This window comes from Nannocystis exedens (assembly GCF_002343915.1).
GTDB lineage: Bacteria > Myxococcota_A > Polyangia > Nannocystales > Nannocystaceae > Nannocystis > Nannocystis exedens.
Genome location: NZ_NETK01000001.1, coordinates 7,963,173 through 7,979,085, shown reverse-complemented (window position 1 = coordinate 7,979,085; position 15,913 = coordinate 7,963,173). Strand labels below are relative to the sequence as shown.

Annotated in this window: 10 protein-coding genes; 4 read left to right on the top strand and 6 right to left on the bottom strand. The window is 73.1% G+C overall.

What is annotated here, in order from left to right; genetic code table 11:
• Positions 1-16: 16 nt before the first annotated feature.
• Positions 17-1,015: a TonB family protein gene (locus NAEX_RS31420; RefSeq protein ID WP_096331170.1), complete on the bottom strand. Its 999-nt coding sequence runs from the start codon at positions 1,013-1,015 to the stop codon at positions 17-19.
• Between the two features lie 58 nt (positions 1,016-1,073).
• On the opposite strand from NAEX_RS31420, the gene thyX reads away from it, so the two are divergent.
• The 4 genes from thyX (at position 1,074) to NAEX_RS31400 (ending at position 7,985) form a co-directional block, all read left to right on the top strand.
• Positions 1,074-1,964, top strand: a complete 891-nt coding sequence (thyX, locus tag NAEX_RS31415; RefSeq protein WP_211302506.1) for an FAD-dependent thymidylate synthase — start codon at positions 1,074-1,076, stop codon at positions 1,962-1,964.
• A 489-nt stretch (positions 1,965-2,453) separates the two neighbouring features.
• Entirely contained in the window at positions 2,454-3,104 is a 651-nt protein-coding gene (locus tag NAEX_RS31410) for a hypothetical protein (RefSeq protein ID WP_096331168.1), read from the top strand.
• A 592-nt stretch (positions 3,105-3,696) separates the two neighbouring features.
• Positions 3,697-6,786 (top strand): FG-GAP-like repeat-containing protein, encoded by a 3,090-nt coding sequence (locus tag NAEX_RS31405; protein WP_100792938.1) that lies wholly within the window; start codon positions 3,697-3,699, stop codon positions 6,784-6,786.
• 575 nt (positions 6,787-7,361) lie between these two features.
• Entirely contained in the window at positions 7,362-7,985 is a 624-nt protein-coding gene (locus NAEX_RS31400) for an SOUL family heme-binding protein (protein ID WP_096331166.1), read from the top strand.
• A gap of 218 nt (positions 7,986-8,203) precedes the next feature.
• Here NAEX_RS31400 and NAEX_RS31395 read toward each other — a convergent pair whose 3' ends face one another.
• From NAEX_RS31395 to NAEX_RS31375, 5 genes are all read right to left on the bottom strand, one after another.
• On the bottom strand, positions 8,204-9,463 hold the full coding sequence (locus NAEX_RS31395) for a hypothetical protein (protein ID WP_096331165.1): 1,260 nt from the start codon (positions 9,461-9,463) through the stop codon (positions 8,204-8,206).
• Positions 9,464-9,649: 186 nt separating this feature from the next.
• Positions 9,650-10,258: a methyltransferase family protein gene (locus NAEX_RS31390; protein WP_096331164.1), complete on the bottom strand. Its 609-nt coding sequence runs from the start codon at positions 10,256-10,258 to the stop codon at positions 9,650-9,652.
• Between the two features lie 45 nt (positions 10,259-10,303).
• Positions 10,304-13,420 (bottom strand): efflux RND transporter permease subunit, encoded by a 3,117-nt coding sequence (locus NAEX_RS31385; RefSeq protein WP_096331163.1) that lies wholly within the window; start codon positions 13,418-13,420, stop codon positions 10,304-10,306.
• Positions 13,421-13,423: 3 nt separating this feature from the next.
• Positions 13,424-14,632: an efflux RND transporter periplasmic adaptor subunit gene (locus NAEX_RS31380; RefSeq protein WP_096331162.1), complete on the bottom strand. Its 1,209-nt coding sequence runs from the start codon at positions 14,630-14,632 to the stop codon at positions 13,424-13,426.
• Positions 14,629-15,888, bottom strand: a complete 1,260-nt coding sequence (locus tag NAEX_RS31375; protein WP_096331161.1) for a TolC family protein — start codon at positions 15,886-15,888, stop codon at positions 14,629-14,631. Before NAEX_RS31375 ends, NAEX_RS31380 begins: the two co-directional genes overlap by 4 nt.
• Between the last annotated feature and the right edge of the window lie 25 nt (positions 15,889-15,913).

The window sequence follows — 15,913 nt, the reverse complement described above, 5'->3', positions numbered from 1 at the left end:
TCGAGATCCGCCGAGGTCAGTGGAAGTAGCGCTGGATCTGCCCGCCGTTCTGCTCGAACTCGAAGGCGAACCCGAACTCGATCAAGTTCGTGCGTGGGTCGACCAGCTGGGCCGGCGGATTATTGAACGGCGCCGCTGCGCGCACCGCCCGGATCGCCTCCTCGTCGAGGTAGCCGAGCCCGCTCGGGCGGTCGATCGAGATCTTGTGGATCGACCCGTCGGGGTTGAGGCGGATGTAGAGCGACGTGACCCACGACTTGTTGCCGACCTTCATGCTGTCCGACGCGCGCCGCTCGTGGAGCGGGCCCGGCTCCCAGTGCTCGGCCACGCTGTCGCGCACGCGGTTGAAGAACGACGCGTATTTCCAGCGCCGCGAGTTGAGGACGTTGTCGGGGCCCTCGGGCACGTCCTTGTCGATCGAGTCGAACGTGCCCGCCTGACCGAGCGCCCGCTCCATCGTCCCCGGCGTGCCGCGCAGGCCCGGGTTGCCGCCGGGTGCGGGCCGGCCCGGCGACAGCGGCAGCGGCCCGAACGCGCCCGGGTCGACCTGCGGGCCCTCGGGCTGCAGCCCCTCGCGGACGCTCGGCGCCTGCTGCGGCGACGGCCGCTTCATCGGCGAGTTGTCGGCGTCGGGCGAGTGCCCCGGCAGCATCGGCAGGCCGCCCGGCGTCGGCCGCACGTTGGGCGCGCGCGTCTCCTTCTCGACCGACTGGTCGAACTCCGACAGGTACTTGGCGTCGTCGGGCGCCTTCTCCTTGTGGACGCGGTCCTGCTTGATGAGGCGGCCCTTCGGCTCGGGCTCGCGCGGCTGCGCGTCGGGCTCCGGGGGCGGCTCCTCCTCCGGAGGCACCAGCGCCACCTGCATCCAGCCGTCCGAGCGCGGCAGCGGCGGCGCGTCCCAGCCGATCCCGATGATCTCGTCGCCCAGCGGCCACATGAGGAGATGCACCAGCAGCGACGCGAGCAGCATGAAGCCCACCAGGCGGAGCCCCGAGTTGTCGCGCGCGTGTGCCATGACGAGCCCCCAGTATAGCCGCCTCGGGCGCCATCGGCTGGGGTATACCCTGCGACCGATGACCGTCACCGCCCGCCCGCTCTCTCCCGGCGCCGAGGCCCTGCTGGGGCGCGAGGTCCCCGTCCTCGACCTCGGGTTCGTCCAGCCGATCGACTACATGGGCAACGACATCGACATCGTTCAGGCCGCTCGCGTCAGCTACGGCCCGTCGACGCGCAAGGTCCACGACGACCGCGGCCTGCTGCGCTACCTCATGCGCCATCGGCACACCACGCCGTTCGAGATGTGCGAGGTCAAGTTCCGCTGCAAGATGCCGATCTTCGTCGCCCGCCAGTGGATCCGCCACCGGACGGCCAACGTCAACGAGATGTCGCTGCGCTACAGCGAGGCGCCCGACGAGTTCTACGTGCCGGCGCTCGAGCACGTCACCCTGCAGTCGACGACCAACCGCCAGGGCCGCGACGCCGAGGCCGCCGTACCCGTCGAGCTGCGCGAGCGGGTGCGCGCCCTCCTGCTCGCCCGCCACGAGCAGCTCTACGCCGACTACCAGACCCTCGCCGGCGAGCTCGGGATCGCCCGCGAGCTGGCCCGCACCCTGCTGCCGGTGTCGCTGTACACCCAGTGGATCTGGAAGATCGACCTGCACAACCTGCTGCACTTCCTCGACCTCCGCCTCGACCCGCACGCCCAGATCGAGATCCGCCTGTTCGCCGAGGCGATGGCCGGGTTCGTCCAGGCGTGGGTCCCGCTGTCGTGGGAGGCCTTCGTCGACTACCGCCGCGAGGCCCTGCCGTTCACCCGCGTCGAGGGCGTGGCCCTGTCGCACATCCTGCGCGGCGCCTCCGCCGACGAGGCCGCCGCGAAGGCCGGCCTGCAGGGCCGCGAGCTGCGCGAGTTCAACGAGAAGCTGGCCCGCCTGCGCGCGCTGTCCGAGCCGACAGGTTCCTGAGGACATGTTTGGCGGGACATGCCCGCCCGGGCATGTCCTTTCGCGCAGCTCGTCGAGGACGCCGCCGCGGCCACCCGCGGCCATGCCCGCGGCGGCCTCGACCGTGCGCGCCCGAGCTCGGGCTCCCGCCCGCCAGGCGAGGTCTGACGCCCACCCGCGCTCGCCCGCGACCCGGCGGATCACATGTCCCCGAGACATCTCGTTTCACCGCTCGAGCTCGCCGCTCGAGGTCTGCGGGCCCCACCCGCGCTCGCGCCCGCGCGATGCGACGGCGCCGCTCACATGTCCCCGAGGACATCTCTCGCCCGCCCGCTTGTGGCCTCCGCGTCCACGCCTCCGCCCGGCAGTGGCCTCGCGGACCACGACGCGAGCCGGGCGCGCCGGCCGAACATCGTTCGACGGCTCGCCTGCACCGGCACGCCGCCTGCACCAGCGGACCGCGAGCGCGTCCTTCGGCGCGCTGCCGACCAACCTGACAGCGAACGATCCATGACATTCCTTCACCGCACCACCACCGCCTTCTCCGCCCTCCTGACCGCCCTCGTGGCCGTGACCGGCTGCAGCGAGGACGAGACCGTCACCGCTCGCTACGCCGCGTTCACCCCGGGCCACGACGCCGTCCTCGCCCTCGAGTCCCCCGAGCGCGCGGCCATCGAGCTCGCGGGCGGCGCGGTCGTCGACCTCGAGCTCGGCGCGCCCGAGGGCGACGACCTGCTCGGCGCCTGCGACCAGGCCTTCAGCGACGGCGACCGCACCGTCATGCCGGTCCTGACCCGCCCGCTGGCGGTCGGCGACCTCTCCTTCGACGCCCCGGTGCTCGAGGCCGGCTGCGACGCCGAGACGGCCTCGAACGTGCTGGTCCTGCGCGAGGCGACCGACGCCGACTGTGGCGCCGGCGAGTGCATCGAGTTCGCCGCCTCCGAGGCGGTCGAATTCATCGGCGACACCCCGCGCACGCTCGCCGACGGCGAGTCGTCGCCCGAGGCGGCCTGCCTCCCGGTCGGCCACCGCACCTGCGTCAGCTGCGGCGGCGGCCTGTACCGCCCGAAGACGATCACCAGCGTCACCTACGCCCCGCCGAACTGGGTCTGCCAGTACACCTACACCTACGGCTCCTGCGCGCCGGACTGCGCCCTGTAACGCCGAGCATGTCCGAATGGACATGTCCTGAAGTTGCGAGGGCGCCGCGCCGGCCGGCTCGGCGCCCTCGCCATGCGCCCTGTCCTGAAAGCCATGCGCGCGTGAACGGCCCCTGGCGGCGGTGTCGCCCGCAGCCTCGCGCCAGGTCGAACCTCGACCTGTCCGCGGAGTCATGCCCGCGGACCGCCCCCAGCGGCGACGGCGCCCGCGGCCTCACGCCCCGCGGCGCATCGACCTGTCGCAAAGCCATGCGCCCGCGCGAACCGGCCCGAGCGGCCACGTCGCCCGCGGCCTCACGCCGAGCGCGGACATGTCCGAATCGACATGTCCTTCGAGGCACCATCGCCGCGAGCCCCCGGCGACCGCCTCGCACCATACTTTTTCGAAAAGGACGAAGTCCCGCTCGACCTGGGCCCGCCGCCTGCCCCGGTCGTGTCCGCGGCGGGGCGACTCCGCGGGCCGCCTCGGGCTCGCCCTGCCCCTCCGTGGCCGGCCGCGCCGCTCCCGCGGGCCGCCGTTTTCCCGCCCTGCACAGCCCCTGCTGCCGCGCGCTTGCTCGCCGTCGTCCGCCCGTTCACCCTCTCCGGACTGCATGGCACCGCGTCGGAGCTCGGCCCCCCGGATCTTCGGTCTCGCGGCGCTCGGCGTGCTCGTCGGCCTCGCCTGCGGCGGCGACGACGTGTGCGGCCCGCACGCCTGGTGGTGCGACGACGAGGACGAGTGGCGGCCGCGGAGCACGCCGATCGACGACGCCGTCCTCGTCGACTTCGACGGCGACGGCGACCACGAGGCCGTCGTGCTGTCGCGCGAGGGTCAGAAGCTCACCCTCGCCCGGGGCGCCAGCGTCCGCGCCTGGCGCACCAGCCTCCAGCTCACCGAGAAGCCAGTCGCGCTCGCGGCCTTGCCCGGCGAGGTCGCGGTCGCCCTGACCGAACCACCGCAGGTCGCGCTGTTCGGCATGGACGACGACGGCCGGCTGGTGCGGCGGCGGGACATCGCGCTGCGCGAGGAGCCGTTCCGCCTCGACGCCGCCGACCTCGACGGCGACGGCGCGCCGGAGCTCCTCGTCGCCATGCGCGAGGCCCACGCGATCGCCGTCATCGATCCGCGCGCCGGCGAGTCGCGCGAGTACCCGGCCGGCGACGATCCGGTCGACATCGAGGTCGGCGACCTCGACGGCGACGGCCACGCCGACGTCGTGGTCATCGACTTCACCTCGGAGGCGCTGCAGGTGCTGCGGGGCGCGGGCGACGGGACGCTGAAGCCGGCCGTCGCCAGCCCTTCGGCCCCGCAGTTCTACCTCGCGCTGGTCGACTACGACGGCGACGGCGATCTCGACGCGGTCGCCCGCAACGTGGTCGACGAGACCGTGCTCGTCCAGCGCAACGACGGTCACGGCCGGTTCTCGAGCCCCACCGCCTTGCCCACCCCCGGCGGCGCCTCCGGGAACGCAGGCCTGGCCGCGAGCGCCGCTTCCGCGAGCGGCCTGGCCAGCGTCAGCGTCGCGCGCGACGACGTGCTCGCCACCTGGGTCGGCAAGGGCGCGTCCTGGCTCGGACGCGTGGAACAGGCGCTGCCGCGGGCGTACTGGACCGGCCCCGGCCCCGCCGGCGAGTTGCTGGCTGGCGCCCGCAACTACCTCGGGCGTTACGCCTGGCAGCCCGGCTTCAGCCCGTTGCAGCTGTGGCGCAGCATCCCGCTGCCGCTCGGGGACGGAGGAGCTCTGGCCACCGGCGACCTCGACGGCGATCACCTGCTCGACTTCGCCGCCGCGTCCGCCACCGCCCTCCACCTGTTTCACGGCCGCGCCGATCGAGGCTTCGAACTCACGACCCAGTTCTCGCTCGAAGCGCCGGCGACGGCGATGGTGATCGGCGACGTCTCGGGCGACGGGCGCGACGACATCGTCCTCGACGAGGGCGACGACGTCCGCGCGTGGATCGCCGGCGAGGACGGGCAGTGGCTCATCGGCCCGCGCGCCTCGACCGGCGTCCCGGCGCGCGTCCTGGTGCCGCTGCGCGCCGGTCCCGACGCGCCGCGGGCGATCGCCGTGCTGCCGACCCGGGTGCAGTACGAAGACGTCGAGGTGCCGGGCGCGCGCGTGCTCCGCTTCGACGCCGACGGCCTCGCCACGGCCACCGCGATCGTCGACGACCTGATCGTCGACGCCCTCGCGCCCGTCGACCTCGACGCCGACGGCGTCGACGAGCCGCTGATCCTCGGCCGCCGCGGCGACGTCCAGGTGCTCACCCACCTCGCGCCCGCGGGCGACGCATACGAGCCGACCTTCGAGCACGACCTCGAGGACCTGCTCGGCATCTCGCCGTTCCCGACGCAAAACCTCGCCGCGGGCGACCTCGACGGCGACGGCGACCCAGAGGTGCTCTTCGGCCACGAACAGACGCGCGCCCGCATCGACGGCCTCGCCGACGGCGCGCCGGTCGCGACCATCGAGGAGCAGCCGGCCCCGACCCACCTCCACGACCTCGACGGGGACGGCTCGCTCGACGTGGTGAACTTTGTTCACCGCGTCCTCTCGTACCAGCGCGGGCAAGGCGACGGCACCTTCGCGCCGCAGATCTTTCAGCACGAATTCCCCGACGGCGTCGAGTTCGCGCTCGCGTCGCGGCCCGACGGTCAGTTCGACCTCGCCGAGCTGGCCGGCAGCTCGGTCGCCAGCTACCTCGTGCGCGAGGTGAACCGGCCGGCCCCGCTCGGGAGGGGCTTCAACCTGCACGGAGCCGGCCTGACGCTCCTCGGCACCGACCTCGACGGCGACGGCCACGACGACGTCGCCTTCCAGGCCGAGGGCGGGATCGGCTGGAGCTGGGGCAGCGAGACCGACCCGCTCACCCGCGCCGACGGGGTCGCGTTCAGCGGGTGGAACCGCGGCCTCGGCGTCGGCGACCTCGACGGCGACGGCGCCGCCGAAGTGCTCACGGTCAGCATCATCGACACCATCCACGCCTTCCGCGTCCACCCGCGGCTCGCCGAGCAGCCCCTCGTGTTCGCGGAGGCCAGGACCGGCAACAGCGACCTCGCCGTCGCCGACCTCGACGGCGACGGCCACCCCGACGTCCTCGCTCTCCGCCTCGGGGGCGCCATCGAGCTGGCCGTCGCCTACGGTACCGCCGAGCCGTTCACCTTCGGGCCGTGGCAGACCGCCGTCGACCTGCCGCTCGGCGATCTGGCCACCTTCCAGCTCGGCGACGTCGACGGCGACGGCGACCTCGACGTCCTGTTCCAGCTGCAGGAGCACCCGCCGGTGCTCGTGCGCAACGAGGGCTCGCGCGCCTTCGCCGATCCCGTGGGCGTGCTCGGCACCCGGGCCCGGTTCGCCCCCGTCGGCCCCGGCGCGCGCGTCGAGCTGGTCACCCAGGACTGGCCCACGATCTACCGCCACGAGGACGGCGACCCCGACCGCCGCGTCGCCCTGGTCCACGACGAGGACGGGGTGCTGCTGGAGGCGGCCGACGCCGACGCCGACGGCCGCTACGATCTGACGGTCATCGAGCCGGAAGCGACGTTCGCGTGGCTGCGCCGCGACGACGGCCCTGCGCGGATTCAGCTCGTCGAGGGGCCGCTCCACGCCGTCGCCTACCCCGACGTCGACGGCGACGGCCGACCCGACCTCGTCGGCCTCGTCGGCGACGTCCTCTACATCCGCCGCAGCGGCCGCTGACGGTCCGGCGAGGGCCTCGACCCGCCGGCTCGCTCGCCCCCACGACCTGTTTGCAGGCGACCGTCCCGACCTCGTCGGGCCCGTCGCCGACCTCCTCCACGTCCGCCGCAGCGGCCGCTGCCGCGCGGCGCCGGCGGACCTCGGAGCGCCCGCTGTCCTGAAGTGCATGCCTTTCAAGACATGCCCTTGAAAGACTGTTCATTCAGACATGTGCACGAAAACATGTTCATCGGACCCCGGTGAAGCAAGCCCAGGAGGCGCCGCCACCCTGAGCGGGGCATGACTGGCGACATGCCCGAAAGGACAGGCGACGGACCGAGCGATTGTACGCTCCCTGCGCGTGCGACGCCGCGCGATTGCGTCCTCACCTGTCTTGAAAGCCAGGCTGGACCGACCCCAGCGAGCGGCCCGCGCACGCGGCGCGACCGGACACCGAGCGCGACGGCGGCGAGCCACCGGACCCGGCCCAGGCGCCGAGGCACGCCGATCCGGACCCAGCAACAGCGCGACGAACCCCGGCCGGGTTGCGAGCGCGGCGGACGGTCGTAGACAGCGGCACGCGAGGGCGTGCCGCGATGCTGACCAAGATTCCGTTCACCGAGCTCCTCAAGTCCGTCCCCGGGTTCTTCGGGATCCGCCTCGAGGAGCAGCCGAAGTACGACGTGGTCGAGACGATCGACGACGTGGAGATCCGCCGGTACCAGCCGGCGCTGCTGGCCCGCCTCACGGTCGAGGGCGAGCACGACAAGGCCGTCGACGAGGCCTTCGACCGCCTCGCCCGCTACATCTTCGGCGAGAACAGCAAGCAGATCCGCATGTCGATGACCGCCCCGGTCGAGCAGCACCCCGAGGGCGAGCGCCTGGCGATGACCAGCCCGGTCTTGCAGAAGCAGGGCGGCCGCGGCTGGACCGTCGCCTTCTTCCTGTCCAACGACCTCTTCACCTCCGAGGCGCCGCGGCCCGACGACCCCGCGATCGAGCTGGTCCACGAGCCCGCCCGCACCGTCGCCGCCCTGCGCTACCGCGGCAATAGCTCGGAGGACAAGCGCAAGGACTCGCGCCAGCGCCTGCTCGCCGCGCTCGAGGACCACCCGCGCTGGCGGATCGCCGAGGACGTCTACTGGGCCCAGTACGACGCCCCGTTCACCCTCCCGTTCGCCAAGCGCAACGAGGCGATGGTCGAGCTCGAGCCGCGCTGACTTCCGTCGGACCTGTCCTCGAGTTCATCCGCCCACCCGCCGCGCTCGCGACGGGGCCGGCCGCGCGTCCGCCCGGCCCCAATCGCCCGTCCGCCTCGTGCCTCCGACCTGAGCCTCGCGGGCATGTCCGCGAGCCCGCCGACAGCCCCGCCCCCGCAGGTGCCAGGAGACCAGTCCCTGAGGACATGTCTCCGAAGACATGTTTTCAACGCCGGAGGTCACGCCGCGCCGCGTGTCCGCCGGCGCCGCCCGGCGAGCAGCAGCAGCGACCCTGCCAGCCCGGCTGCGCCTGCCTCGCCCGCCCCGCTCGCGCAGCCGCAGCCGCGGTCGCCGAGCCCGTCGTCCCCGGCCGGCCCCGTCCCGCGCTGGCACGCGGCGTGGGGCTCGAACGGCTCGTCGCTGGTCTCCTCCGGCGGGCTGGCCACCCACTCGATCTCGAGCTCGTCGCGCAGCTCCCCGAGCTGCGCCCGCAGCACCGCACGCCGCTCCTCCGGCGCGGTCGGCGGCGGCAAGCAGGAGTCGCCGATCGCCGTGTACTCCGGCGGCGTGTACGCGTCGACGCGCTCGAACGCCAGCTCGCCCTCGACCAGGCTCCAGGTCACCGGCGCGCCGACGATCGCCCGGCCCTCTCCGTCCCGCACGATCGCCCGCGCCCCGAACGGCGAGTCGTCGAAGACCGCGACGATCTCGAGCGACGCGGCCTGCTCGACGGGCGTCGCCACCACCTCGACCACCGGCAGCACCGCCCCCGCGACCTCGAGCGTGATCGTGCTCGTCTCCCCTGGTCCGACGCGCATCGGCCACATCGACCCATCGTCGTCGGCCGGCGCCAGGGCGCGCGGCGTGCCGCCGTCCTTCGCCTCGAGCACACGCCCCTGCGACAGATCCCAGGCGACCCGTTCGCCCGTCGCATCGATCACGTTGATGGGGAATCCGACCGTGACATCAGGCACCAGCCGCAGCGGCTCGTCGGCGGACGGCGTCAAGTCGGCCGGGCGCGACGACAGCCGCTCGCCGAGGTGCTCCGCCCATGCTTCCATGGACCACTCGAGCCGCCCGCGCAGCCCGTCGACGGGGATCACCTCGACGCGGAAGCGATCGGCCACGAACTCGTGGTCCGCGACGAAACAATCCGCGCGCGGCGTGTAATCGACCTGAACGGTGCCGAGCTGGTCGAGGATCACGCAGTCGCCGTTGGCCATCGGCGCGTCTGCGACCGCGATGTCGTAGCACGCGTCGAACGGCTGCAGCCGCAGCGAGCCCTCGGCCGTATCGATCTCCTCGACATCGAAGCACACCGTCGAGCCCTGCAGCGCGCGCAGCCCCGAGGGGGCGTGGACCTCCGAATAGAACAGGGGCCGCAGCGAGACGTGCAGGGTCTCGTCCTCGGAGTTGGCCTTGGTACAGCCGAGCGGCGCGAGACAGACCGCCAGGGACAGACGCGCGAGAGACTTTCGGGAGCCGGACGATATCCACATAGGCCAGCAGGATCGGCCCCTGACGCGAGCCGAGTCAAGCGGCCGATCGGACCCCCGCCGGACCCGGATGACGCCTCGCTCACCAGGGTCGACGACGAAGCCGATAACATATCCTTCGAGACAGGTCGCTCGCCCGGCGACACGGGGCAAAGTACAGCTGCCCCCACGAATCCGCCGGCACCGCGCTCACCCGCGCAGCAGCCCGAGCCCCGGCACGAAGCGCCCCACGCGGGCCGCGTAGCTGCGGTACTTGCTGCCGTGGACGCGCAGCAGGTGCGGCTCCTCGACCATGCGCACCTGCAGCTCGACCGCGAGCAGCAGGCAGGCGAACGCCGCCACCGCCACCGGGTTGGGCAGCAGCACCACCAGCGCCGCCGCGGTGAACAGCATGCACGAGAAGATCGGATTTCGGACCAGCGCGAACGGCCCGTCGGTCACCAGCGCGGTCCGTTCGTCGCTGCGCACCCCGATCCGCCACGAGCGGCCCATCGCCGTCTGGGCGGCGTAGGTCGCCGCGATCCCGACCAGCACCGCCGCCCCGCCGAGGATGAACTGCCCCGGCCCGATCGGCGGCGACGCCACCCACCCGAGCAGCCCGGCGATCGGCGCCAGCAGGCTGAGCACCACCCCGGCGATGAACAGCGCCCCGCCCCACCACTCGGCCGAACCTGGCCTTCCGGACAGCCCGTGGAAGCCCGTCGAGCCGGTCTCGCGCCGGTGGCGGTAGGTGCGGAGGCCGAAGGCGACGGCGTAAAAGCCGAGGATCATGAGCAGGGCGACGACTTCGAGACGCATACGAATTCCTCGCCCGCCAATGTGAACCCTGCAGTCGCTACAGGGTCAAGCGGCGTTCGTCACGCGCACGCGCACGCGCGGGCCGAAGCGGGCGTACACCGCCGGCAGCACCAGCAGGGTCAGCAGCGTCGCCGACACCAGCCCGCCGATCACCACCGTCGCCAGCGGCCGCTGGACCTCGCTGCCCGGCGCGGTCGACAGCGCCATCGGCACGAACCCCAGCGCCGCCACCAGCGCGGTCGTCAGCACCGGGCGCAGCCGCAGCTCGGCCGCCTCCGTGATCGCCCGGACGTGGTCGGCGCCGCCCTCTTGCAGGCGCTGGGCGAACGTCACCAGCACCAGGCCGTTGAGGACCGCCACGCCGAACAGGGCGATGAAGCCGACGCCGGCGGAGATCGAGAACGGCAGGTCGCGCAGCCACAGGGCCACCACTCCGCCGACCACCGCGAACGGCACGCCGAGGAAGATGATCGCCGCCGAGCGCATCGACGCCAGCGCGGTCCACAGCATGAACACGATCAGCGCCAGCGCCAGCGGCACCACCACCATCAGGCGGTCGCGCGCGGCCAGGTAGTGCTCGAACGTCCCGCCGTACTCCACGCGGTAGCCGACCGGCAGCGTCACGCCCGCGGCGATCGCCGCCTGCGCGTCGGCGACGGTCGAGCCGAGGTCGCGCCCGCGGACGTTGAACTCGACGACCACGCGCCGCGACATCTTGTCCCGGTTGACCAGCACCGGCCCCGTCGTGTGCTGCAGCGTCGCCACGTCGCCGAGCGGCACGATCTTCCCGGTGTTGGCGCGCAGCGGGATCGCCGACAGCGAGTCGAGGTCGCCGGTGATCGGCTGGTCGAACTTCACCATCATGTCGAAGCGGCGCTCGCCCTCGAGCACCTCGCCGACCTTGTGCCCGACCGCGATCGCCTCGGTCGTGATGTTGATGTCGGCGATCGTCAGCCCGTAGCGCGCCAGCTTGGTGCGGTCGGGGTCGATGCGCAGGTACTGCAGCCCCTGCAGCTGTTCGACGCGGGCGTCGACGACCCCGTCGATCCCCTTCACGCGGTCGAGCACCGCCTGGCCGAGCGTCCGCAGCGTCTCGAGGTCGGGCCCGTAGATCACCACCCCGACGTCCGAGCGGATGCCCGCCACCAGCTCGTTGGTGCGCATCTGGATCGGCTGCGAGATCGCCCCGGCCACCTCCGGCACCGCCCGCTCGACCAGCGCCGACATCTCCTCGGCGATGTCGTCCTTCGTCAGCCCCGGCCGCCACGCGTCGCGGTCCTTGAGCTGCACGTACACGTCGGACTGCTCGACGCCCATCGGGTCGGTGGCGATCTCCGGCGAACCTGTCCTCGAGACCACGTGGACGATCTCCGGGATCTCCCGCAGCGCCCGCTCGATCCGCTGGCTCGTCGTCACCGACGTCGTCAGCGCCGTGCCCGGCATCCGCCGCGCCTCGATCAAGAGGTCGCCCTCGTCGAGCTGCGGCACGAACTGCGCGCCCAGGCGGCCGAACAGCGCCACGCCGCCCGCCAGCGCCAGCGCCCCGACCGTCATCGTCAGCCAGCGCCAGCGCAGCGCCGCGTGCAGCGCCGGCGTGTACAGCTTGTGGGCCGCGCGCAGCAGCAGCGTCTCGCGCGCGTCGGGGTGCGGCCGCACCAGGTAGCTCGTCAGCACCGGCACCAGTGTCAGCGAGAAGATGAACGCCCCGGCCAGCGCCAGCAGCACCGTGTACGCCATCGGGTGGAACAGCTTCCCTTCCATCCCGGTGAGCGCGAGGATCGGCAGGTAGACGATGGCGATGATGATCTCGCCGAACACCGCCGCCCCGCGGACCTCGAGCGTCGACTCCTGGATCACCTCGATTCGCCGCTCCGCCGACAGCTGCGTGCCCGCGCGGCGGCTGGCCTCCCCGAGCCGGCGGGCCGCGTTCTCGACCACGATCACCGCCCCGTCGACGATGAGGCCGAAGTCGATCGCCCCCAGGCTCATCAGGTTGCCCGACAGCCCGGCCGCGTTCATCACGATCACCGCGAACAGCATCGACAGCGGGATCGTCGTCGCCACCACCAGCCCCGCGCGCAGGTCGCCGAGCAGCAGCAGCAGCACCAGGATCACCAGCGCCGCCCCTTCGGCGAGGTTGGTGGCGACGGTGCCGATCGTGCGGTCGACCAGCTGCGTGCGGTCGTAGAACGGCTCGACGCGCACGCCCGGCGGCAGGGTCGGCGCCAGCGCGGCCAGCTTGTCCTTGATCCCCTGCGTGACGGTGCGCGAGTTCTCGCCCATCAGCATCAGCGTCACGCCGACCACCACCTCGCCCTCGCCGTCCTTGGTGGCCGCCCCGCGGCGCAGCTTGGGGCCGAAGCGGACCTCGCCGACCGAGCTTACCGTGATCGGCACCCCCTGCGGCGTCGCCCCGAGGACCACGCGCTCGAGGTCTTCGCGGCTGCGGACCAGGCCGTTCGAGCCGATCACCACCTGCTCGTCGTTGCGCTCGATGTAGCCGCCGCCGGCGTTGGCGTTCGACTGCTCCAGCGCCGCGGCCACCTCGCCGATCGACAGCCGGAGCGCCTGCAGCCGCTCCGGGCGCAGCACCACCTGGTACTCGCGGTTCTCGCCGCCGAAGCTGTTGGTCTCGACCACCCCCGGCACCGTGCGGAGCTGCGGTCCGACGTACCAGTCGAGCAGCTCCTCGAGCTCCATCAGCGAGTGCGACTCGCTGCGCAGCGTGAACTGGAAGATCTCGCCCAGCCCGGTCGAGATCGGCCCCATCTCCGGCGTCCCGTAGGTCTTGGGCACCGCCTCGCCGGCCTCGCGCATGCGCTCGTTGATCAGCTGGCGCGCGAAGTAGATGTCGGTGCCGTCCTTGAACACCACCGTCACCACGCTGAGCCCGTACTTTGAGACCGAGCGGATCTGCGTCACCTTCGGCAGGCCGGACATCGCCCGCTCGACCGGGATGCTGATGTACTGCTCGACCTCGACCGGCGACAGCGCCGGCGCGGCCGTGATCACTTGCACCTGCACGTTGGTGACGTCGGGCACCGCGTCGATCGGCAGCTCGAGCGCCGCCCGCACCCCGACCACGATAAACAGCAGCGTCGCCACCAGCACCAGCGCCCGGTTGCGCAGCGACCACGCGACGATCACGGTCAGCGCGTGCATGGCCTAGTGCCCGTGGTCCTCGCCGAAGGTGCCCTTGAGCAGCACGCTCTTGAGGGTCCACGCCCCGCGCGTCACCACCGGCTCGCCCTCGCGCAGGCCTTGCAGGATCTCCACCACTCCCGGGCCGGCCGTCCCGAGCACCACCTCGTGCAGCTCGAACGCCCCGTCCTCGCCGCGCACGAACACCACCGTCTCGCCGGCGACCTCGATGATCGCGTCGCGCGGCACCGCCAGCACCGGCTCCGGCGCGGCGCGGGGATCGGTGATGGCGATCCGCGCCTTGCCGAACAGGCCGATGCGCAGGATGTCCTCGCGGTTGTCGATCGGGATCCGCGCCACGACCGTCTGCGCCTCGGCGTCGACCTTGGGCGCGAGGTACTCGATCGTCCCGTGGAAGGGGTGGTCGGGGTACGCGTTGAGCTCGACCTCGACCGCCGCGCCGACGCGGATCTTCGCCAGCAGGTGCTCGAACAGGCGGGCGATGAACCACGCGCGGTCGAGGTCGACGATCGTCGCCAGCGTCTGCTCCGGCGTCACCGGCTGACCCGGCACCACGTTGCGCTGCATCACGTAACCGGAGATCGGCGCGCGCAGCGAGAACACCGTCGCGTTGCCCTTCGCGCCCAGCCCGAGCGCCTGCAGCCGCTGCTTGGCCGCCTGCGCCTCCGCCTCGAGCGCGGTCGCCTCGGCGCGCGCGGCCGCCAGCTCTTGCTGCGACGCCATGTTGCGCTCGGCCAGCGCCTGCAGGCGCGTCAGGTTCGTCCGCGCCGACGTCGTCCGCGCCTGCAGCGACGCCAGATCGGCGCGCAGGCTGCCGAGGCTCGGCGCGCGCACCGTCGCCAGCACCTGGCCCTCCTTCACCGGGTCGCCCTCGCGGAACAGCACCTCTTCGACGATCCCGCCGACCTTCGCCGGCACCTGCGCCGTGCGCCCCGGGTCGGCCTCGACGTGCCCGGTGGCGAACAGCACCGGCGCGACCACCCGGCGCTGCACCGGTTCGGTCTGGATCTGCGCCGCCGTCACCACCTGCGCCGACAGCTCGACGCGTCGCGGCAGCGCGTCGTGCTCGTGGCCGTCGCCGTGCTCCCCGTGCTCCCCGTGCTCCCCGTGCTCGTGCCCGCCCTCGTCGTGCGCGTGCCCGTCGGCCTCGCCCCCGCGCGCGCCGCAGCCGAGCAGCGCCAGCGACAGTGCCAGTGACCGTCCGCGCCTCATCGCTGCGCCTCCTCCGGCAGCAGCCCCGCCACCCGCGCCAGCTCGACCGAGCCGAGGGCCAGCGCGCGGCGGGCCTCGATGTGCGCCGCCAGGTACTCGAGCAGCGTCTGCTGCAGCACCACCGCGTCGCGGATCGACACCCGCCCGGTCGCCATCTCCTGCGCCAGCGCCTCGAGGTGGCTCTCGGCGCGCTGCAGGCGTTCGGCCTCGAACAGCGCGAGCTCCGCCTTGCGCGCCTCGACCTCGCGCAGCGCCACCTCGACCTCCGCCTGCACCACCCGGCGCCAGCGCTCGACCTCCGCCTCGGCGCGGCGGGCCAGCGCCTGGCTCTCGGCGATCTCGCCCTTGTACGTGCGCCCGAGCGGGGCCGGCAGCACGATCGGGAACGCCAGCCCTCCCCCCAGCACTTGCTCGGCGAACCCGTCGCGCTGGGCGTACAGCACCACGCTCGGGTTGGGCGCGCGCAGCCGGCGGAACACCTCGACCTGGCGCACGAACACCTCGCGCTCCGCCTTCGCCAGCTCGATCTCCGCCCGCTTCGTCAGCGCCGCGGTGAGCAACGCCGACAGCTCCTGCGGCACCGCCAGCGGTGCCAAGTCGCCCTCGACCTCGAGCCCCGCGCCGTCGCGTCCCAGCAGCCCGGCCAGCACCGCGCGCGCGGCCGCGATCCGCCGGTCCGCCTCGATCTGCTGCCGGCGCACCCGCACCGACGTCGCCACCACCACGTCGGCGTTGAGGCCCGAGCCGAGCCCGGTGCGCTCGCTCGTGCGGGCCAGGTCGACCAGCGTGTCGGAGGTCCGGGCGATCCGCTCGATCATCGCCCGCTGCTCGCGCGCCGCGATCCACTCGAAGTACGCCGACAGCGCCGCCGCGGCGACGTCGCGGCGGCTCAGCTCGATCTGCCGGTCCGCCTGCGCCACCTCGGCGTCGGCCATCGCCATCCGCTTGCGCCGCTGGCCCGCGATCTCGAGCTCCTGCGACACCCGCCCGTACACGTTGATGTCGCGCTCGCCGTTCCACAGGCCCACGCGGCGGCCCGCCGTCACCTCGACGTGCGGGTTGCTCGGCAGCAGCGTGCGCGCCCCCAGCTTGCGGCCCTCCGCCGCCGCGCGCCCGGCCTCGGCGGCGCGGATGCTCGGGTGTTCGGCCAGCGCGCAGGTGACCACCGCCGCCCGTCCGAGCGGCCCCTGGCAGCCGGCCGGGGGCGGCGGCGAGGCCAGCAGGGCGGCGGAGAGCAGCGCGGAGAGCAGCGGCATCGTGGTGACGAACCGCGCGCGAGTC